At 62.1% G+C, this 18,352-nt stretch carries 18 protein-coding genes; 5 read left to right on the top strand and 13 right to left on the bottom strand.

The annotated features are described in order from the left end of the window. Positions 1 to 40: 40 nt before the first annotated feature. The 5 genes from ABIB73_RS09040 to ABIB73_RS09020 all read right to left on the bottom strand — a co-directional run bounded on the left by ABIB73_RS09040 (position 41) and on the right by ABIB73_RS09020 (position 6,460). Positions 41 to 958, bottom strand: coding sequence for a DUF2950 domain-containing protein (locus ABIB73_RS09040; protein ID WP_354223173.1), 918 nt, complete (start codon positions 956 to 958; stop codon positions 41 to 43). Further along, positions 955 to 2,613, bottom strand: coding sequence for a DUF3300 domain-containing protein (locus ABIB73_RS09035; RefSeq protein ID WP_354224251.1), 1,659 nt, complete (start codon positions 2,611 to 2,613; stop codon positions 955 to 957). Before ABIB73_RS09035 ends, ABIB73_RS09040 begins: the two co-directional genes overlap by 4 nt. Positions 2,614 to 2,756: 143 nt before the next feature. Continuing rightward, positions 2,757 to 4,661: an ATP-binding protein gene (locus ABIB73_RS09030; protein ID WP_354223171.1), complete on the bottom strand. Its 1,905-nt coding sequence runs from the start codon at positions 4,659 to 4,661 to the stop codon at positions 2,757 to 2,759. A 160-nt stretch (positions 4,662 to 4,821) separates the two neighbouring features. Continuing rightward, complete coding sequence (locus tag ABIB73_RS09025) at positions 4,822 to 6,054, bottom strand: HlyD family secretion protein (protein ID WP_354224249.1); 1,233 nt, start codon at positions 6,052 to 6,054, stop codon at positions 4,822 to 4,824. Then, positions 6,047 to 6,460 carry a hypothetical protein gene (locus tag ABIB73_RS09020; RefSeq protein WP_354224247.1) on the bottom strand — a complete coding sequence of 138 codons (414 nt, stop codon included), beginning with the start codon at positions 6,458 to 6,460 and terminating at the stop codon, positions 6,047 to 6,049. The genes ABIB73_RS09025 and ABIB73_RS09020 overlap by 8 nt, the downstream gene beginning before the upstream one ends. Positions 6,461 to 6,641: 181 nt before the next feature. Between ABIB73_RS09020 and ABIB73_RS09015 the strand changes: the two genes are divergently transcribed. Continuing rightward, the gene (locus ABIB73_RS09015; RefSeq protein ID WP_354223169.1) at positions 6,642 to 7,094 is read left to right on the top strand and encodes a hypothetical protein; all 453 of its coding nucleotides are present in this window, start codon (positions 6,642 to 6,644) and stop codon (positions 7,092 to 7,094) included. A 44-nt stretch (positions 7,095 to 7,138) separates the two neighbouring features. After that, a complete protein-coding gene (ppk2, locus tag ABIB73_RS09010) occupies positions 7,139 to 7,939 on the top strand; it encodes a polyphosphate kinase 2 (RefSeq protein ID WP_354223167.1) in 801 nt (266 codons plus the stop codon). A 44-nt stretch (positions 7,940 to 7,983) separates the two neighbouring features. On the opposite strand, the gene ABIB73_RS09005 is transcribed toward ppk2, so the two are convergent. From ABIB73_RS09005 to ABIB73_RS08990, 4 genes are all read right to left on the bottom strand, one after another. Next, positions 7,984 to 8,412, bottom strand: coding sequence for a hypothetical protein (locus ABIB73_RS09005; RefSeq protein WP_354223165.1), 429 nt, complete (start codon positions 8,410 to 8,412; stop codon positions 7,984 to 7,986). A gap of 277 nt (positions 8,413 to 8,689) precedes the next feature. Continuing rightward, complete coding sequence (locus ABIB73_RS09000) at positions 8,690 to 10,429, bottom strand: SulP family inorganic anion transporter (protein WP_354223163.1); 1,740 nt, start codon at positions 10,427 to 10,429, stop codon at positions 8,690 to 8,692. A 214-nt stretch (positions 10,430 to 10,643) separates the two neighbouring features. Beyond that, positions 10,644 to 11,081 (bottom strand): response regulator transcription factor, encoded by a 438-nt coding sequence (locus tag ABIB73_RS08995; RefSeq protein WP_502918409.1) that lies wholly within the window; start codon positions 11,079 to 11,081, stop codon positions 10,644 to 10,646. Positions 11,082 to 11,219: 138 nt separating this feature from the next. Beyond that, entirely contained in the window at positions 11,220 to 11,843 is a 624-nt protein-coding gene (locus ABIB73_RS08990) for a response regulator transcription factor (protein WP_354223161.1), read from the bottom strand. Positions 11,844 to 12,131: 288 nt separating this feature from the next. On the opposite strand from ABIB73_RS08990, the gene ABIB73_RS08985 reads away from it, so the two are divergent. Next, a complete protein-coding gene (locus ABIB73_RS08985) occupies positions 12,132 to 12,815 on the top strand; it encodes a helix-turn-helix domain-containing protein (protein WP_354223159.1) in 684 nt (227 codons plus the stop codon). Here the strand turns inward: ABIB73_RS08985 and ABIB73_RS08980 are convergent. Further along, positions 12,793 to 13,251 (bottom strand): potassium channel family protein, encoded by a 459-nt coding sequence (locus tag ABIB73_RS08980; RefSeq protein WP_354223157.1) that lies wholly within the window; start codon positions 13,249 to 13,251, stop codon positions 12,793 to 12,795. The two genes, ABIB73_RS08985 and ABIB73_RS08980, sit on opposite strands and share 23 nt — an antisense overlap. A gap of 175 nt (positions 13,252 to 13,426) precedes the next feature. On the opposite strand from ABIB73_RS08980, the gene ABIB73_RS08975 reads away from it, so the two are divergent. Next, the gene (locus ABIB73_RS08975; protein WP_354223155.1) at positions 13,427 to 14,074 is read left to right on the top strand and encodes a CoA transferase subunit A; all 648 of its coding nucleotides are present in this window, start codon (positions 13,427 to 13,429) and stop codon (positions 14,072 to 14,074) included. A 3-nt stretch (positions 14,075 to 14,077) separates the two neighbouring features. Continuing rightward, complete coding sequence (locus ABIB73_RS08970; RefSeq protein ID WP_354223153.1) at positions 14,078 to 14,728, top strand: 3-oxoacid CoA-transferase subunit B; 651 nt, start codon at positions 14,078 to 14,080, stop codon at positions 14,726 to 14,728. Between the two features lie 62 nt (positions 14,729 to 14,790). On the opposite strand, the gene ABIB73_RS08965 is transcribed toward ABIB73_RS08970, so the two are convergent. The 3 genes from ABIB73_RS08965 to ABIB73_RS08955 all read right to left on the bottom strand — a co-directional run bounded on the left by ABIB73_RS08965 (position 14,791) and on the right by ABIB73_RS08955 (position 18,228). Beyond that, on the bottom strand, positions 14,791 to 16,005 hold the full coding sequence (locus ABIB73_RS08965; RefSeq protein ID WP_354223151.1) for an acetate/propionate family kinase: 1,215 nt from the start codon (positions 16,003 to 16,005) through the stop codon (positions 14,791 to 14,793). A gap of 184 nt (positions 16,006 to 16,189) precedes the next feature. Next, positions 16,190 to 17,278 carry an AI-2E family transporter gene (locus ABIB73_RS08960; RefSeq protein ID WP_354223149.1) on the bottom strand — a complete coding sequence of 363 codons (1,089 nt, stop codon included), beginning with the start codon at positions 17,276 to 17,278 and terminating at the stop codon, positions 16,190 to 16,192. 104 nt (positions 17,279 to 17,382) lie between these two features. Then, positions 17,383 to 18,228, bottom strand: a complete 846-nt coding sequence (locus ABIB73_RS08955) for a metal-dependent phosphohydrolase (RefSeq protein WP_354223147.1) — start codon at positions 18,226 to 18,228, stop codon at positions 17,383 to 17,385. Between the last annotated feature and the right edge of the window lie 124 nt (positions 18,229 to 18,352).

Here is an 18,352-nt window from a genome sequence, read left to right as displayed (position 1 = left end):
GAGGCCCGTCGCGAGTGAACGAAACAGGGCTTTGCCGCCTCTACGGTTTCGCAACATCAACCTTCTTCCAGGTCTGGTCCGGATCGAACAGCGTCGTGCGCGGAGCGATGATCCCGGTCCGCTCTCCCAAATCCTTCTGGTAGACGGTGCCGGCATGGTTCACCAGGAAGGTCATGACGCCGGAATTGCCGTACTCGGCGGGCCACGCGATCAGCGCAAAGCCGCCTATCATCTTGCTCTTGACGACATAGTCGAGCGCGCCGCCTGGCGCATTCGATCCCTGCCCCGTCAGGATACGGAAATAGTAACCGTGATAGGGCGCCGGCCCTTCCTCGGCCTTGTAGCCTTCGCTTGATGCCTGTGCCGCCAACGCGCCGAGCGGGCTTGGGTCGCTGTCGTCGCGCCAGAACAACCCGTCCTTCTTGCCCGCACTGCTGACGATGCGCTGTGCGTACACGCCAGCCCCCTCGCCGCGATCCTTGTCGGCATATTCGTTCTCGGCATCGACGAAGGCGAGGCTGGTCTGGATCGCATCGAGCTCATTGCGCCCGATACGGCGATACAGCACTTCGATGCGGCCTTCGGCGGTATCGAATTCCCAGCCGGTCTTGGTGTTGACGAGTGGGATCGGGAACGGGAAGTCATCCGGGCCCAGGATCAGCGTCGCCTTCTTGTTGCCCTCCGACTTGATCGAATGCTTGGCATCATACATCGAGGTGAAGCGTTGCCGGATGTCGACGTCGGCGACCTCATCGCCGGACGAGACGATGTCCTGGGCGGCGCTGCCGAGCACTTTCAGGATGGCCCTGTCCGGGCCGCTCTTGACGGCGGCGGCGAGCGCTGCCGCCGCATCCTCCGGTGTCGGATAGGACTGCTGCGCGAGCGACGGCGCAGTCATGAGCGCCAGCGCCATGACGGCCGGCAAGGCCGCACGAGGAAGCGATTTCAAGCCCATCATGGCGTCACCTCCGCTGGGATCCGCGCGCCGCCGGTGAGCCAATCGCGGTAGGTGCGGAATTTCAGACCAAGCCTTTCATAATAGACCCGGAGATAACCATCCGCTCCGCGGGTGACGGCTTTCGGCATCACGTCCTCGACCTCCTGCGCGATGACGCCGACATAGGCCTCGTCGCTGCCGATATAACTGAAGCGGTAGTAACCAAGGCCGTTTGCGAGGTGGCCGAGCAGAACGACATCGTGCTTCAGCCCGATGTCGGAACGCCGTCCACCGCCGCCGCCGCGGCCGCCTCCACCGCCACCACCATGGAAGCCACCACCGCCGCCACCACGACCGGCGAAGCTCGCGCCACCGCCGCCGCCGCGCGGCCCCGCGCTCGCCATGCTGGCGCGACCTCGGGCCGAAGCTGCTGCCGCCGATCGGCCCGACGACACGTTCAACGCGCCGCCGCCACCACGGTTCGCGGCCTTGGCACCACCGCCGCCCTTGGCGCCGCCCGCCTTGGTGCCGGCATTCTTGGCACCGCCACCCTTGGCGGCACGATCGCCTCCGCCCTTGGCGCGATCGCCACCAGCCTTGGCGCGATCTCCCGCACCCTGACGGTCACCACCTCGATCGCCTGCCCGGTCTCCTGCACGGTCTCCCGCACGGTCGCCAGCGCGATCTCCGGCACGATCTCCAGCGCCTGGCCGGTCCTGTCCCGGCTTCAGCACCTGCTGTCCGTCGCGGCCGCGGAAATCCATCCGGTCGGCGGCACCAGCCTTCAAATTGCTGTTGCCGAAGCGCTGCTGAACATTCGCGTTGTTGTAGCGCACGCCCTGGCGATGGGCCGGATTGTGCTGCCAGCCATTTCCGATGTTGGTGGTTCGGTGATTGATATAGACGTTGCGGTTGCCCCAGTTGCAGCCGCCGCCCCAATAATTGCCCCAGCGGCCGATGGCCCAGGCGGAGCCGAAGGCGAGACCCGCCGCAACGACGCCTGCGCCGATGTAGGACGGGTAACCGAAATAGTAGGGCGGATAGTCGGTGTAGGGCCACGCTCCGTAGACCGTTGCGGGCTCATAATACGGCACGTATATCGTATCTGATACGGCCGGCTCGATCACGATCGCCTGCTTGCTTTCCTGGGTTTGGACGCTGACCTTCTGCTGCTTGGTGGTGACCAGCTTCTTGTTGTCATAGGCCTTGGTACGCAGCCGCTGGACCGCATCCATCACGTCCGGCTGTTGCGCGAGCACGGCGTCACCCAGCGCCTTGGTCCAGTCGAGCTTGTCGCTCATCATCGTAAGGACCTCGGCGGTCGAGGCCAACGCCTTGACGCTGTCGTCCCAGGACTGCTTCTCGACCTCGGTCTTCAGCGCATCGCCTTTCAGGGTCGTGCGCTCTTTCAGCCAGCGATCGGCCTGCACGACTTCCAGAGGATAGGTGGATGCCGCCAGCATATTGGCGAGCAGCTCGTCGGGATAGAGCGCGATCGGCGCCACCAGCGCTTCGAGCTGCGCGGGCTTGAGCAGCTCGAAGTTCGGCGGCGGCTGGGTCGGCGGTTGCGCCTGGCTGACCGGGGCGGCCGGCGTGTCAGCCGTTTGGGCGGCCGCGGCGATCGGGTTCGCCAAGAGCAGCGCCATCGCGATCAGGGCTTTGCCGCAACGAAACATCATGTCCTCCCTCGAGGCCTCACCTGAGCAAGCTCCCCGAAGGGTCAGCAGCCTTTATTGATCAAGATCAAAGGAACGCAACGCAAAGCCCGGGAGGCGGCGCATCGGCCCAGCTGCAATGCAACGCAGTACGGCGTGACGGATCAAGCTGCTCTTGCGCTGCCGCGGGCGATCGGCAGCCCGACAATGAAGAGCGCGCCCCCCGATGGCTGATTTTCCGCGGAGATCCGCCCTTGATGCGCTTCGACGATGGTGCGGACGATCGCAAGTCCCATGCCCATGCCTTGCGGCTTGGTGGAGAAAAACGGGTCAAAGATGGTCTTGAGATCGCCGGACGCAATGCCCGGCCCGGTGTCGGCAACCCGGACTTCCGCGCGAGCACCGGTGCGGACGGTCGTCACGCTGATTTCGCCGTGTCTCACGTCAGCGTCGGATACGGCATCGATCGCGTTCATGATGAGATTAAGCACGACCTGTTGCAGCTGAACGGGATCTCCCTTGACGTGCAGCTCGCTCGACGCGGGAACATAATTCAACACCACCCCCCGCCCCCGCGCCAGATCGCCAACAAACCCCATCGCCTCACGCACCGTCTGATTGAGGTCGATGTCCCTGATCTCGAACGGCGTCTTCTTCAGCACGCTGCGAAGCCGGCGGATCACTTCACTGGCGCGCTGATCGTCGCGCTTGATGTCGGCGAGGATATCGGCGATTTCCTGGAGGTTCGGCGCGGAGCTACCCAGCATGAGCTCCGCAGTCTCTGCATTGGTGAGGATCGCGCCCAACGGCTGATTGAGCTCGTGCGCGACCGAGGTCGTCAGTTCGCCGGCGGCCGCGTAGCGGCTGACATGGGCGAGCTCCACCATCCGTTGGCGCGCCTCGCCTTCGGCCAGGCGGCGGCGGCGATGCTCATGGAGCAATCCGCTGATCAAGGCACCCTGGATCAGGATCACGCTGGCAAGCAGCGCCAATTGCCAGCGATATTTGTCCCAAACGGTGGACTCGCGAAACAGGACTTCGCTGCCCTGCGGCAGGTTGCTCTCGCTGATTCCCCAGCGCTGCATCTCGCGCCAGTCATATTTCGGAGGACCAAACTGGATCGGCTCAAACTTGATGGCACCGGGCCTCGTACCACCGAGAATGCGGATGACCGCATCGACCGTCCTTTTGCTGGATTCGGCAATCGAGTGCATCGGGCCCCCGACCGTATCGCCACCGAAAAATGCCTCCTGGTACGAAAAGATCGGAGCGTTTGCGACGGTACGAAGGTTGCGCAAGGCAAGATCGCCTTCATGGGCGATGCCGGCGGCGTCGACCGACATCAGCCCCCAGAACAGGATCGTGTGCGGCGGAAGAGCCGACGCCTTCTTCAGGATTTCGTCGAACGACAAATCATTGTACCAGACGAAGGCGACGCGGCTTTCGAAGGGCCTCAACTCCCGTTTGATCTCATCCAGCCAGAATTTCTCGAGGCGAGAGACGCCGATCACGATAGCGATCATCTTCGTGTCCGGCAGGACTTGAAGAATGCTGCCAAAGACAGCCTTGAAATTGTTCTGTACCGAAATCACGGTGTCGTTGTCGGTCAGGCCTGCGCGGTTGACCAACCGCTCTTCGACCACCGTCAGGACCATAGGTACACCGGGGAAGAGCTGCTCGCGATATTTCTGCACGAACCGCGCCGCCGGCGCCCCGATGCTTATCACGATGTCGGGCGGGACCCTGGAATAGAGCGAGCGGAGATAGTCGACGAACGGTTCTTCCGGACCCGGATCGTTGAACCGTGCCGTCAGCAGGGTGTGCTCCTGGATATCCAGCGACCATGGCGTTTGTCGCTCCAGCTCCCCCTTGATGCTTCGTGCATACTGGCTCCAGGGACGGAATTCTCGTCCGAACGAATAGAGCATGAGCACGCGCTTGAGCTCGCCACGCGGCTCGCTGCGCGCCGGACCCGGCAACATGGCCCAGATCAACGCGCAGACAAGGACACGCGCAGCCACACCGGGCCAGGCCATGTTGACCGCAGCGATGAGAATGCGCCCGTTCATTCTATTCCCTGGCAGTCTCAGACGTCCGAACGGCGGTCATTACAGCACAACTTGTGCACCAGCGCACTGCGGTCTATCGCCATTCGGCCGCGCCGCTTCCGTCGGGATCAAAGGGCCGCCGTCCGGCGTCGTGAGTTGGTCATGCGTTGCATTCCTTCCATCAGTGCCCGCTGAGCACCAGCGTCTTGATCGGCAGCAGCAGCGCCTGGATGCGCAGCAGCAGCGCATGCACGAGGCCAACGCCGTCGACGACATGCAAGGCTATGGCCCGCCCGGTACTGGTCTCCTTCGCCGAGATCTCCTCGTGATTGCTGGTGTAGGCGTTGACGATACAGCTGCTGCCTGGCGTCACACCTTCCAGCCCGCCTTGGTAGAGCGGCTCCATGAAAGCCAGGATCGTGCCGGGTCGCGCGACATTCTGCGCCTCGATGAGCTGCTCCCCGCTTCGGAACTGTCCGGCCGCGATGTAGTCCTGGACACTTGTGATGACCATCGGAATGATGACCCACGGCTTCGATATGCAGGTCGCTTCCGCCACCATGCCGACTTGCAAGACCTGAGCCTCGATCTGGCCAAAGCCCGCCTGCAGACCCCGCCGGCCGGCGCCGTCCGGAACGAGCACGCCCGCCGGCCGCAACAGCTGATTGACCACGTCGCCGACGCGGACCAGGAATTGCTCCACGCGCCCGTCAACACCGGCGCGGATAAACGTCTTGTCCAGATCCACCTGCGCTTCCGCCAAAACGGCCTCGGCACTTGCCTTCTCGGCCGGAAGCAGCGTCGAAACCCGCAAGGCGGCCGACTGCCTGGACGCGGTGGCCGCATCGATTCCCGCCTGCCGCTGATCGGCCAACACCTGGAGCTTCTCGATGTCCCGTTGCGCGACGACGCCGGGATTGCGGCGTTGGAGCTCGGTCTTGGTATCGAGCTCGTCTTTGGCCTGCTGATAGTTGGCCTTGGCTTCCTGGATCTGCGCGTCGGCCTTGACGACGTCGGATTCCGCAGACGTCAGGGACGCATCAACCTCGGTAACCTTGCGCTTGGCGGTTTCCAGAGCCGCGCGTTGCTTCGAGCTGTCCAGGCTGAAGAGCACGTCGCCCTTCTTCACGGCCTGGCTGTAGCCGACATTGACTTCCGCGACCCGTCCCGAGCCCTCGGGCAGGATCGGCACCGTACGGTAATACAGCGTTGCCGAGTCGGTCGTCGGATGAAAGTAAAAGATCATGGTGATCAGCGACACCGTGAGCATCAGGCAGCCGGTGATGCCCCATCGCAGCTCGTACCAGATCGAAAAGAACGTGATCTCCTTGCCGAAGCGCTTACCTTGGACGTAGTGGCGGTAGAGATAGTCCGGCACGATGGTCAGGACGGAACAGAACATCAGCTCAAACATGGCTGCGCTCCTTCTCCTTCGCCGCGCCGGGCTTTTCCGGCGCCGGCGGGCCGGGTTGGGCAACCTCGTCCTGGTCGCTAGGGGTCGCGTCCGCGATCTTCTCGACGGAGCCGGCGATGCTGCGCAGCGGCGTACCAAAATCGGGCAGGTCGATCATTGCGAGCAAGAGACCCGCCACCCAGAAAATATGCATGTGCGTGAACAGCGAGATCAGGCCAAGTACGGCCACGAACTCGAACTGCAGCTTCTGCGACTTGTGAGCCATCCGCTCGGGCAGACTGTGCAGCTTCCAATAGAGCGTACCCACCCACAGCACGGTGCCGATCAGGAATATCCCCATCACGACCATCAGTGTGTCGACCCCGCTTCCGGGCGCGAGATAGAACGGCAGATGATGAGGGGCCATCGGATGAAGTTGCTCGCTCAACGGTCTCCTCCACGGAAGGGATCAAGGCGGTTTGCGCTTCAGACGGCCATCGTGGTCGTGCAAGTGAGAAATTACTTGATATGGGTCAAAGGTCCGGACGGTGGCGAACCTAGCGTAACCCTGACTCTGACCCAACAGCAAGCCAGGAGCTTTGTCAGTCATGCCCGGCATCGATGATCTCATCCCCAATGCAGCGCAAATCCGCAAGGAAGCGGCGCTCAAGGAGGCCGAAAAGGCCGAAGAATATGCACGCCTCGCCGCCGCCGCCGAGGCCGAGAAGCGAGCCCTGATCGAGCGCCTGACCAAGCCGTCCGGCAAGAGCGAGGAGGAGAAGATCAAGCTCGCCTCGACCATCATCCAGCGTGCGGTGCGAAACGGCCTGACCGAAGTACAGGTCTATCGCTTTCCCAACACGCTCTGCACCGACAAGGGACGCGCCATCAACCAGCAGGAAGCCGGTTGGGAAACGACGCTGACGGGAATTCCCAAGGAGATCTTCCAGCTCTGGACCGATCATCTCAAGCCGCGCGGCTACCGCATCGGCTACCAGATCATCGACTTCCCGGATGGCATGCCCGGCGACATCGGCGTGACCATTTCCTGGGAAGATTGAGACCCGCTCGGCCGGATGGGGGCTGAAGCAGCGAAAGGCGGAGCATGGCAAAGAACGAGCCCACGGCGCGGATGAAGCGCAAGAACTACGAGAAGGAGCTCGAGAAGCTCCAGATCGAGCTTTGCCATCTCCAGGATTATGTCAAGGAAAACAAGCTCCGGGTCATCGTCCTGTTCGAAGGCCGGGATGCCGCCGGCAAGGGCGGTACGATCAAGGCGATCACCGAGAAGGTCAGCCCGCGCGTCTTCCGCGTGGTGGCGCTCCCGGCGCCGTCGGATCGCGAAAAGACCCAGCTGTTCTTCCAGCGCTACATGGAGCAGTTTCCAGCCGGCGGTGAAATCGTGATCTTCGACCGCAGCTGGTACAATCGCGCCGGCGTCGAATACGTCATGGGCTTCTGCTCGCCCGCGGAGCATGATCGTTTCCTCACGCTCTGCCCGCAGTTGGAAAAATATGTCATCGACGGCGGCATCATTCTGATCAAGGTCTGGCTCGAGGTCGGAATGGAGGAGCAGGAGCGCCGCTTCAAGGCCCGCATCGACGATCCGATGCGGCAATGGAAGCTCAGCCCGATGGACCTGGAATCCTTCAAGCGCTGGTACGCCTATTCCCGGGCCCGCGACGTGATGCTCAGCAAGACGAGCACCAAATATGCGCCCTGGTCCATCATCCGCTCCGACGACAAGCGGCGGGCGCGGCTGAACTGCATCGCGCATCTCCTGAAGGCGATCTCCTACAAGCGGATCAAGAAAGACAAGGTCAGGCTGCCGAAGCGTTCCCACAAGGGACGCTACAACGACCAGGCCAGCCTGCGCGGTATGAACTTCGTCACTGAACGATATTGACGAAGACATCGGACCACACCTCCGGCGTGGCCCGTCTGTTGGGTCTACTCTAGACGTATCGTCACGCCGCCGACGGCAGCCGACACCTCCGCGCCGATCTTCGGCCCGCTGAGCTGGAGGATCACGCCGTTGCCGTTCTGCAGCTGAACGGCTCCGGCGCCCGCGGCAACGGCGCCGCCGGCGCCGCCTGCCGCGTAGGAGCCTTCGATAGACTGCGGTCCCCTCAGATTGAGGGCACGGCCGACAAGCTTGGTGGTCGAGGCGCCGATCGTGAAGCCGACGCTCATCCCGGAGACGGTGAACGGATATCTCTTGCCGCGATACACCAGAACGCCCTCGCCGCCACCGACGCCGACGATAAATCCGCCCTTGGTGAAGACGACCGCAACCTGACCAGTCTCCGCGCGCGACGGCGTGCTCAGACCGACGGCGCTTGTAAGAGCCAAGGCGACGTAGATGGCAACCCTTCTCATGATTTCCGTTCCTCTTGGTTGTGACGCCGAGCTATTGAGCTGGGATCATTGCTTGATAGCCGAATAAGATTAGCGGGGTTCCGGAGACGGATTACGAACATGGCGCCCTTGGCCACGTCCCTCACCCGACCTTGCCTCCCGGCCGGGATCGTGATGCCCGGCCGCCGCGCTCCATTGATTCAAGTCAACGGTCGCCGTCCTTAGAGCTATCCCAGCACACTTGGCGACGTAATCTTTTCCGAGGCAGCGGTCGAGCAGACGATGCCTCAAGATCACATCAGAGCTGACCAGCTGACGATGCCGACGGATGCTCTTGCTCGGGATCAGACGGTTGCCCGACGTTGCCGTCGCCGAGCACGCTGTCGAGCGACCGAAGCCACGCCCCGCTGTCGGTCTTTTCGGCCAGTCCCTCCGCCCGCAAGAGATCGCGCAGCTGCGCATGCGCGCCGACGATGCAGAACGCGACATGTCGTGAAGCGAGCTCGTCGTTGAGGTCGCGCAACATGCCCGCGCCAGCCAGATCGATGTAGGGGGACGCAGAGAGGTCGCAGATCACCAACCTGATATCGACCGATCTCAGCAAGGCGTCCAAAACCGCCTCCAGGACCGTTTCGGCATTGATGTAGAGCAGCGATGCTTCGGGCCGGAACGCGATGACGCCGACGAGCGGCTCGACACCCTCATGCCTCGCATTGTCGGAATAGCGGCCGCTTCCCGGGAGGCGGCCAAGGAACGCCACATTCGGACGTGAGGCGCGCGCCAGCAGCAGCACGATCGACGCGATTGCCGCCAGCAGGACGCCTTGCAGGATCCCCAGGAGCAACACCGATACGAGCGCAATCGCCGCAGCATAAAAATCGATCCGGCTGACGTGCCACATCCGCAGCAGTGCACGGATGTCGACCAGTCTGTAGACCGCGGCAAAGACGATGGCCGCCAGCACCGCCTTGGGCAGATTCGTCAACAGCCCCGTGAAAAACAGCAGGCACAGCGCAAGCGTCGCCGAGCAGATCACCAGCGCCAGCGGCGTGCGCGCGCCCGCATTGTCGTTGACGGCGGATTGCGACAGACCACCGGCGACGGGATAGCCGTGGCCGAATGCGGTGACGAGGTTCGCCGCCCCCAGCCCCAAGAACTCCTGGCGGACATCCAGGGCATAGCCATGCTTGGCGGCAAAGCTGCGAGCTGCAGACACACCTTCAATATAGGCCAGCAGCACGCATCCCGCGGCCAACGGGAACAGTTCGTCGGGCTCAAGCAGGCCAAACCTGGGCAATCCGATCGTCGGCAATCCTTCCGGAATTCTGCCAGTGACGGGGACGCCGAGAGCGGGAAAGCCAAGCAGGGCCGCCAGCACGATCGACAATGCCATGACCGTGAGTCCGATCGGCTTTCCCGGCAAACGGCGTTCGCCGAGCAGCAGCAGGAGGAGCGCAATGGCGCCGATCGCCAGAACCAGCCAATTGATGTCGCCGAGTTGGCCGCTGAGCTTGATGGCTCGATCGAAGAAATTATGGCCGCCTCCGGCGACGCCGAACAGACTTGGCAACTGGCTCATGATGATGGTGAGCCCGGCACCGGCCTTGAAACCGACCAATATGCTGTCGCTGACGAGGCGGACGAGAACGCTGAGTTTGAACAGCCAGGAGATCAGGCACAACAGTGCCACCGCGCATGCGGCCAGGCTCGCGATCTCGGTGTATTTCGCCGCGTCTCCGCCGGCCAGCGCCCCGACCGTGGCCGCGATCATCAGCGAGATCGCGGAGGTCGGACCGACCGCAAGCTGGCGCGACGACCCAAACAGCGCGTAGCCGACGCCGCCGAGCATGTAGCCGTAGATGCCGATCTGCGGCGGCAGACCCGCCAGCGTCGCGTAGGCGAGCGACACCGGAACGGCATAGGCCGCGAGCGTGATGCCGGCGACGATATCAGGACGCAGCCAAGTGCTGCGATAGTCTGCAAGCCAAGTTGCGGGCGGAAACAACCGCGTCCAGCGCGATACCCGCCCGGAAATCATATGCGGGCCTCGTCGCTGCGGGCTTCGCAGCACAGTATCACTATCTGGATGGCGATCACGCGGATACCAAGACGGCTTGCCACTTGCGAGAATTGATCTGGATCAAGCATCGCCGGGTTTCATAGATCCCGCGTGTGGATCGCTCCCTGGTGGCGTCGCCGGCAAAGACGCTCGAGTAGACATCGCCGAATGACGTCAAGCGCGATCGGGCTAGCTAGACGACCCCGGTGCAGGCGCGCTCAACCGATTCAATGAATGCATCTGCGGCAAACGGCTTCGTCAAATAAGCAACGCATCCCGACGCGATCGCGGCCGACTGGTTCGCCTGACTGTCGTTGCCGGTGATGTAGATGACCGGCACGGTGGCGCCCGCCTTCGCGAGCCTGCGGCGGAGAACGATGCCGGATTCGCCGTTCAGGTTGATATCCAGGACGATGCAGGAGGCCTCGTCGAAATGGCCATGACGCAGCAATGCCCCGGCCGACTCGAACGGCACCGCATCAAAGCCGTGCTCGCGAAGCAATCGCTCCATGCTTCGGCGCATGGATGAATCATCATCCACGACGTAAATGGATTTGCGTGCGGACAACAGGCTGGCTTTCTCATTCTCGGGTTTTGCGAGGGCAACGCGAATTCTGCGGCCCTTGAACAACTCCGTCCGCTATCGCGGCAGATAGAAGCAGCTATGTAGGCAGCTTCTGCCAGATTCTGTCAATAAACTTTCATATTGTCCCATCGTACAGGTCGCGCGACGGGAACCTCTCGACGGACACAAATGCCAACCCGTTGCTCACGTCTTTCTGGAATCGAGCAGGCCAAGGCGCTCGGCAATCGAAACCAATTCAGCGAACGAAGGTACCTGCATCTTCTCCATCACCTGATGGCGATGCGCTTTGATGGTCCGTTCGGTGGTTCCGAGCTCATAGGCGATTTGCTTGTTGATCTTGCCGCGCACGATCAGATCGAAGACCTGCCGTTCGCGTGGTGTCAGTGACGTCACGAGGGCACGCAGCGAATCGAGCTTGCCCTGTTGGCTGCGCAGAACCTCTCGACGAGCCAATGCGCGTTCGATGGCGTCGATCAGTTGTTCCGACGACACCGGTTTGGTCAGAAAGTCTTCGGCGCCGGCCTTGATAGCGCGCACGGTTGTCGCGGTATCGGCATGGCCGGTGAGAAAGACGATCGGCAGCATCGATCCGAGTTCGACGAGCCGGGCTTGCAGCTCGGGTCCGCTCAGTCCGGGGATCTGCACGTCGAGCAGGATGCATCCCGGCTTTTCCGCGTCCGGCAGATCATCCAGCAATTCCTGCGCCGATGAGTACGTCACGACCTCATAGCCGGCAAGCTTGAGCCGGCGTTCGATTGCTGTTCGAAACGATTCGTCGTCGTCCACGACGTAAACGAGGCTCGGCAATGTCCCCTCTCGCGACACTCAACTGCGGACAGATAGCGTCATTATGCCGAAATATCCCGATCGCACCATAGTCACCGAAGATCGGACAGCCCTCATGACGGGCATCTCATTCCGCGCACCGTATCGCTGCCATGTCCTTTGGTACAATGAACCTAGAGACAATGGTTGCATATGCGGTTTTGGTCGTAAACAACCCTTGCGGGAACTGGGGAAATCGGCGGCTCCTTCCCTCAACGATGAAAAAATCTCCTGGGGGCTATCACGTCATTATCCGTTCGGGAGTTGGCCATGTTCGTTCGCAACGCCGCCGATGCGTCCCCGCGCCCCAATTCGCTTCGTGAACTCGGGATGTCCAGCGTTTCAAATCCGATCATCAGTTTAAACGAATTTGCGTACAAAAAAGGTACCGAGATCTACGGCGAGAAAGAGCCGGCGGACTACGTCTACCAGGTCAAGCTGGGTGCGGTGCGAAGCTACAAACTGCTGTCCGACGGCCGTCGCCAGATCGGCGCGTTTCACCTGGCTGGCGACATCTTCGGTCTGGAGAATGGTAACGAACACAGATTCACGGCGGAGGCGGTCGTCGACACCACGGTTCGCCTTGTCCGGCGGCAGAGCCTCGAGCTCGTCGCGGAAGGCGATGCCATAGTCGCTCGAAACCTGCTCAGCATGACCACCAGCAATCTTCAACACGCTGAAGACCACATGCTACTGCTCGGCCGCAAGACGTCGCTGGAGCGGGTCGCGGCCTTCCTGATCGAGATGGACAAGCGGCTGACGGCCGCGGGCATCATGGCCTTGCCGATGTCGCGGCGCGATATCGCCGATTATCTAGGACTGACCCTGGAGACCGTGTCCCGCGCGCTGTCGCGGCTGCATGAGCTCGGCATCCTCGGCTTCATCGGCACCAACCAGCGCCAGATCGTACTGCTGGACCGGCCGCAACTCGCTAGCCTCGATCTCCAGAACTAGTTCCGGGCGACACGATCCAGGCGAGGCGTTCGAGCGTCTTGCGCAGCACCTCGAACAGCACGGCGGTCGACCAGCCGAACATCAGGATGCCGTTCATCGCGGTCATCGGTCCCGTCAGCCGCCATCCCTCCAAGGGAGTGATATCGCCGTAGCCGAGCGTGGTGTAGTTCACAAAGGTGAAATACAGGAGATCGCTTCCCGCGGGCGCCGCGCCGACCACGGCATAGGCCAGAGCCCATACGAGGACCTCGACCGTGTGCGCGACCATCAGAATGACAGCAATCGTGACCATCACAGCCATGAGATGCGATCGAGGCCGTGACGTGTGCCTCAGTCCGGCGGTGCGGGCGACGTCGATCGCCGCAACGGTCACCAGCGCGTGAATCATGATGTTGATCACGCTGATGAGAGTGCCGAGCAAGAATTGAACCACCATCGCGCACTCCCGCCGCGGACTCGTCCATGCTCCTGGCTTGGTCGGTCAGCGCCTCTCATCCAGCGAAGAGGATGATGAGACGCCTTGATGCAAATCAAGAGAGCTTGGCGGCTCATCGCCAACATCTCTCCGCTGCCGCCCTTTTGTGGATTGCTCGCCGATCGGAACTTCAATCATGAAGATCATCTCCGTCGAAGAAGCCGTTGCAATGATCCCGGCAGGCGCGAGCATCATGGTCGGTGGGTTCATGGGCGTCGGCGCGCCGGAGCGATTGCTGAACGAAGTTGTTCGCCAGCAAAAGCAGGGTCTCTCGATCATCTGCAACGACGCGGGTGTCCCCGGCAGAGGCGTTGGCAAACTGTTCGATGCGGCTCTGGTTTCGCGCCTGATCGCGACCCATATCGGCCACAATCCGAATACCCAACAGCAAATGCTGGCGAACCAGGTCGCGGTCGATCTCGACCCGCAAGGCACCCTGGCCGAACGAATCCGCGCTGGCGGCTGCGGCCTCGGCGGCGTGCTGACCCCGACCGGGGTCGGCACACTGGTCGCAGAGGGCAAGCGCCAGATCGAGGTCGACGGCATACAGTTCCTGATCGAAACGGCGCTACGGGCACAATTCGCGCTGATTCACGCCTTTTTCGCCGACCATCTCGGCAACCTTGCCTACGCGCTGACCGCGCGCAACTTCAATCCCATCATGGCGATGGCGGCGGACACCGTCATCGTGACCGCGGAGAACATCGTGCCTGTCGGCGTCATCGCGCCCGACCATGTCGTGACACCGGCGCCGCTCGTCGATTACCTCATTGCGAACGGGTGACCCGTGGATGCAGAGATGATCATCGCCCGGCGCGTTGCGAAGGAGTTCCATAGCGGCGACCTCGTGAATCTCGGGATCGGCATTCCAGCGCTGGTGGCCAACTACATTCCATCCGATCTCAAAGTGTTCTTTCAATCCGAGAACGGACTGATCGGCACCGGGCCCATCGCCGAGCAAGGGCTGGCGTATCCGCCGCTGACAGACACCGGCCGACTCCCGATTAGAACGCTGCCGGGCGCCAGCACCTTCGACAGCGCGATGTCATTCGGATTGATCCGCGGCGGTCATGTCGATGTCAGCGTGCTTGGCGGTCTTCAGGTCGACGCCCGCGGCCTTCTTGCCAACTGGATGATCCCCGGCGAGATGGTGCCGGGCATGGGTGGCGCGATGGATCTCGTCAGCGGCGCCAAGCGGGTCATCGTCGCCATGCAGCACGCAGCCAAGGGCAAGTCCAAGATCGTCGCGAGATGTACGCTGCCGCTGACATCGACCCGGCCCGTGAACATGGTCGTCACCGACATGGCGGTGATCAGCTTCTCTGACGGCTGGCCAATTCTGCTGGAGACAGCACCGGGCATCAGCATCGGCGAGGTCATCGCCGTCACCGAAGCCGAGCTCGCCGTTCCCGACAATGTCCCGGAAATGAAGATCTGACTTGGAGACATCGTCGATGCCTTTCTCCGCTTCAGCGCAACCTTGCATCCGTACCCGAGGGATCAGGACACCCTGGGATGGACGGAGCTTGTCGCACTGCCGTTCATCAGCAGCGCCAGCGTGTGGCGGGCGATCATCAGCCCCTCATCGGAGGACACGACGTAGACCGGAATGAGGCTCGTGGAAGACGATATCAGCTGCGAATGCCGCGCATTCTCGGCGACATCGAGCTTGACGCCGAGCCATGCAAGCTGCTCCGCCACGCGCGCACGGATCGACGCGGAGTTCTCACCGATTCCAGCCGTGAAGACGAATGCGTCCAGGCCCTGCAACGCAGCCGCAAGCATGCCGGCGTTGAGACCGATCCGGTAAGCGAAATAGTCGATTGCAAGCTTCGCGTTGGTGTCCTCACTTGCCTCGAGCTCACGCATGTCACTGCTGACGCCGGAAAGGCCCTTCAATCCGCACTCTCCATAGAGGAGGTCCTGCACTTTCGACGCCGACATTCCTTTTTCCGAGATGAGATAAAGCACGACGCCCGGGTCGATCTGGCCCGGGCGCGATCCCATCGGAAGCCCGTCAAGCGCGGAGAAGCCCATGGTGCTCTCGATGCTCCGTCCTCCACTGAGCGCACACATCGACGCCGAGCTCCCGAGATGCGCAACAATCACCCGTCCCGTCGCGATCTTCGGCGCAATCCTCGGCAAGTTCTTCGCGATGTATTCGTAAGACAGGCCGTGAAACCCGTAGCGGCGCACACCCTCGACATAAAGCCTGCGCGGGATCGCATAATGGTCGGCGACCGCGGCATGCGTGCGGTGAAATGCAGTGTCGAAGCAGGCGACCTGCGGGAGCGTCGGGAAATTGGCGAGAATTGAACGGATCGGCGCGAGATTGTGCGGCTGATGCAACGGCGCCAGCGCGATGAACCGTTCCAGGCGCGCCACGACACCATGATCGATCAGGACCGGGCTGTCATGGTCCGGTCCGCCATGAACGACGCGATGCCCGATAGCGATGGGATGGATGCGAAGTTCATCCCGCAACCATGCGTTGGCGATGTCCATCGCGGCCGCAACGTCCGGCACCGCCTCGATCGGATAGGCGCGGTCGGCAAGCGGATAGCCACCGGCGCCGTTCGCCCGCAATCGCGGACGGTTGCCGATGCCATCCATCCGTCCTTTGAGCTGCTGCCGCAGCCTTCCGTCTCCTTCGACCGAATAGATCTGAAATTTGATGCTGGAGGGGTCGGCATTGACGACAAGGATAGTATCCATCGCGCTCACGCCGCAATCGTTGGAGCACGCCGGCGCCCGGCATCGAACGTGTATTCGACCGCCGGAGCAGCAGGACCGGACATGGCATCACCGGGCAACGAAGGCATTTCCTCCGCCATGGTCCGACCTCATCGTCGTGTCGATTTCATTCAAGGGCCTTCGCAACCGCCTACGTTGATTTAGGTCAACGCTCGACCGCCGGCTGCACGGGCGGAACACGTTCGGTGCGGATCCAGGCGACCGTCAGCTCCCAGGCCACCGACAGAATGATCGGTCCGATGAACAGGCCGATAATGCCATGGACGAGGGTTCCCCCGATCACCCCGATCAGGATGACGAGTGCCGGCGTGGTCAAGCCGCGCCCCATGACGAGCGGTTTCAGGATGTTGTCGAGCACCGATACGATCACGAGAAACACCGTCAGCAGAAGCGCGACCGGAAATTCCTTGTCAGTCCATATCCAGATGATGACCGGCAGAATGACGAGCGTTCCGCCGATCTGCACGATCGACAGCAACAGCACCACGAACGCCAGCAAGCCCGCGCTGGCGATGCCGGCCAGCTTGAATCCAATACCGGCCAGCAAGGACTGGAGGATTGCGACGCCGATCACACCCTGGGCTACCGCACGGATGGTGGTACCGGCGAGGTCGAGAAAGTGCTCGCTCTGTTCGGGCACGATCCGCGATAGAAAGTCGCGACTCGCGGCGACAAGCTGCGGGCCATACGGAAACAGGACACCGGCCACGACAATGGACAGCAGGAATTTTACCGTCCCCACACCGGCATTGCCGGCAAATCCGAGCAACGTCGTCGCGAAGGGCTTGAGATACGGCACAACCTCGCGCAGCAGCGAACGAAGATTGGTCGAAGCCTGATCCCAGAGATCAAAGAGCTGAGGCCCGATGAGGGGCCAATCCTTGATCGATTGAGGTGGCGATGGAACCAGCACCTCACCCGCTGTCATCTGCCCGGCAATATCCCTGATCCCATCGACTGCGCCCATACCGAGCCAGGTCGCGGGTCCGATGACAATGGCGAGGCTCATAAGGGTGAGGATCCCCGCCGCAAGCTTCGGCCGGCCGCCAAGAATTTTGGCGAGGCGCTGAAACACCGGATTGAGCGCAACGGCGAGCACCACACTCCAGGCCAGGATCGGCACAAACGGACGGATCAGGAGCAGCGTCCAGACGATCAGGACTGCGAGCAGCCCCAGCCGGATCACAAGCTGGATGATCTCGTCTCCGGAGATGATCTGGCGGAGTGTTCTCACAGATGCGCCTTCAGCCACGGCCACGCGTGTTGCAAGCGAGCCAAGTCCCCGCTCGCGCGGGGCGATCTTGATCCAGATCAAGCGATCGGCGCGATCGGCGCCTGCTAGAGCTGCGGTCCCGACAGATTCATCTCACGCTCGGCCCGGAATACGTTACTATAGAGGCTCGCGATCCATTGACGGCCACGTGACGTCACGTTGAGATAGCGTATCGCCGCCTGGATCTGGGGGGCGACGTTGCTCCAATAGAACTGCGGATATTTGTAGACAATGTCCGCCGGCGTCGCATAGCCCAGCGTCTTGTTGAGTCCGATCTCCTCGAATTCGTAGAACAACGCATTCGCCTTTCTCAGATAATTGGGGTCGCCGAGCTGGCCGATCAAATCGGCAGCCCGCAGCAACAGCCCCTCCTCTTCGATCAGGCTGTCATTCGAGGACATCGCATAGGGAAACCGGGTATATTCGATGGCCCGGGCCACCCGATCCGCATCCAGATCCTCGACGGAATCCAGCCGCTCGAGGACGAACAGTTTCGAACGATCGACATGGTAGGGAGCCAGCGCGGCATCGGACGATCCCCTTGGCAGGCGAACGGTGCCGCCATTCACGTCTGCAATGAACTCCTCGTCCTCGTCGCCCTGGACGACGCCGCGCACATATCCGATGTCGTGGGCGAGGCAGGCCAGGATGAAGTTCGCATAGTCGTTCGCCGTGGTGGGCCGTAACAGTGCGCGTCCGGTCAGGATGTCGTGCCCGGCAAGCGTCACGAGCAGCGTGTGCTCGATATTGTGGTAAAGTGCGTCGCTGTTGCCGATGCACTCCAATGTGAGTTTCGCCGCGAACGGAAGCAACTCGGTCAGACCGGCATGCGAAGCGCCAAACCGGTCTCGCGTTTCCGCGGTCAGAAACGCGCCCAACGCCTGCGACACCAATTCGGGAACTGTGATCATCGGGATATCCGTTCAGCTCTCGCAGCGAGACATCTCGCGGGCGCCCATCATATTCCGCCGCAGGGCGAGGCATTGATATGCGTCAATACCCGCCTGAAGCATCGGATTGCCGATGGTGTCGTCG

Origin of the sequence: Bradyrhizobium sp. F1.4.3, from assembly GCF_040548375.1 — a bacterium.
GTDB lineage: Bacteria > Pseudomonadota > Alphaproteobacteria > Rhizobiales > Xanthobacteraceae > Bradyrhizobium.
This window is presented reverse-complemented; position numbering and strand designations above follow the sequence as displayed.

Bases quoted from the DNA above. Each gene is read 5' to 3' on its own strand.
- ABIB73_RS09040 (WP_354223173.1), bottom strand. From the start codon at position 958: ATGATGGGCTTGAAATCGCTTCCTCGTGCGGCCTTGCCGGCCGTCATG.
- ABIB73_RS09035 (WP_354224251.1), bottom strand. From the start codon at position 2,613: ATGTTTCGTTGCGGCAAAGCCCTGATCGCGATGGCGCTGCTCTTGGCG.
- ABIB73_RS09030 (WP_354223171.1), bottom strand. From the start codon at position 4,661: ATGAACGGGCGCATTCTCATCGCTGCGGTCAACATGGCCTGGCCCGGT.
- ABIB73_RS09025 (WP_354224249.1), bottom strand. From the start codon at position 6,054: ATGTTTGAGCTGATGTTCTGTTCCGTCCTGACCATCGTGCCGGACTAT.
- ABIB73_RS09020 (WP_354224247.1), bottom strand. From the start codon at position 6,460: ATGGCCCCTCATCATCTGCCGTTCTATCTCGCGCCCGGAAGCGGGGTC.
- ABIB73_RS09015 (WP_354223169.1), top strand. From the start codon at position 6,642: ATGCCCGGCATCGATGATCTCATCCCCAATGCAGCGCAAATCCGCAAG.
- ppk2 (WP_354223167.1), top strand. From the start codon at position 7,139: ATGGCAAAGAACGAGCCCACGGCGCGGATGAAGCGCAAGAACTACGAG.
- ABIB73_RS09005 (WP_354223165.1), bottom strand. From the start codon at position 8,412: ATGAGAAGGGTTGCCATCTACGTCGCCTTGGCTCTTACAAGCGCCGTC.
- ABIB73_RS09000 (WP_354223163.1), bottom strand. From the start codon at position 10,429: ATGATTTCCGGGCGGGTATCGCGCTGGACGCGGTTGTTTCCGCCCGCA.
- ABIB73_RS08985 (WP_354223159.1), top strand. From the start codon at position 12,132: ATGTTCGTTCGCAACGCCGCCGATGCGTCCCCGCGCCCCAATTCGCTT.
- ABIB73_RS08980 (WP_354223157.1), bottom strand. From the start codon at position 13,251: ATGGTGGTTCAATTCTTGCTCGGCACTCTCATCAGCGTGATCAACATC.
- ABIB73_RS08975 (WP_354223155.1), top strand. From the start codon at position 13,427: ATGAAGATCATCTCCGTCGAAGAAGCCGTTGCAATGATCCCGGCAGGC.
- ABIB73_RS08965 (WP_354223151.1), bottom strand. From the start codon at position 16,005: ATGGATACTATCCTTGTCGTCAATGCCGACCCCTCCAGCATCAAATTT.
- ABIB73_RS08955 (WP_354223147.1), bottom strand. From the start codon at position 18,228: ATGATCACAGTTCCCGAATTGGTGTCGCAGGCGTTGGGCGCGTTTCTG.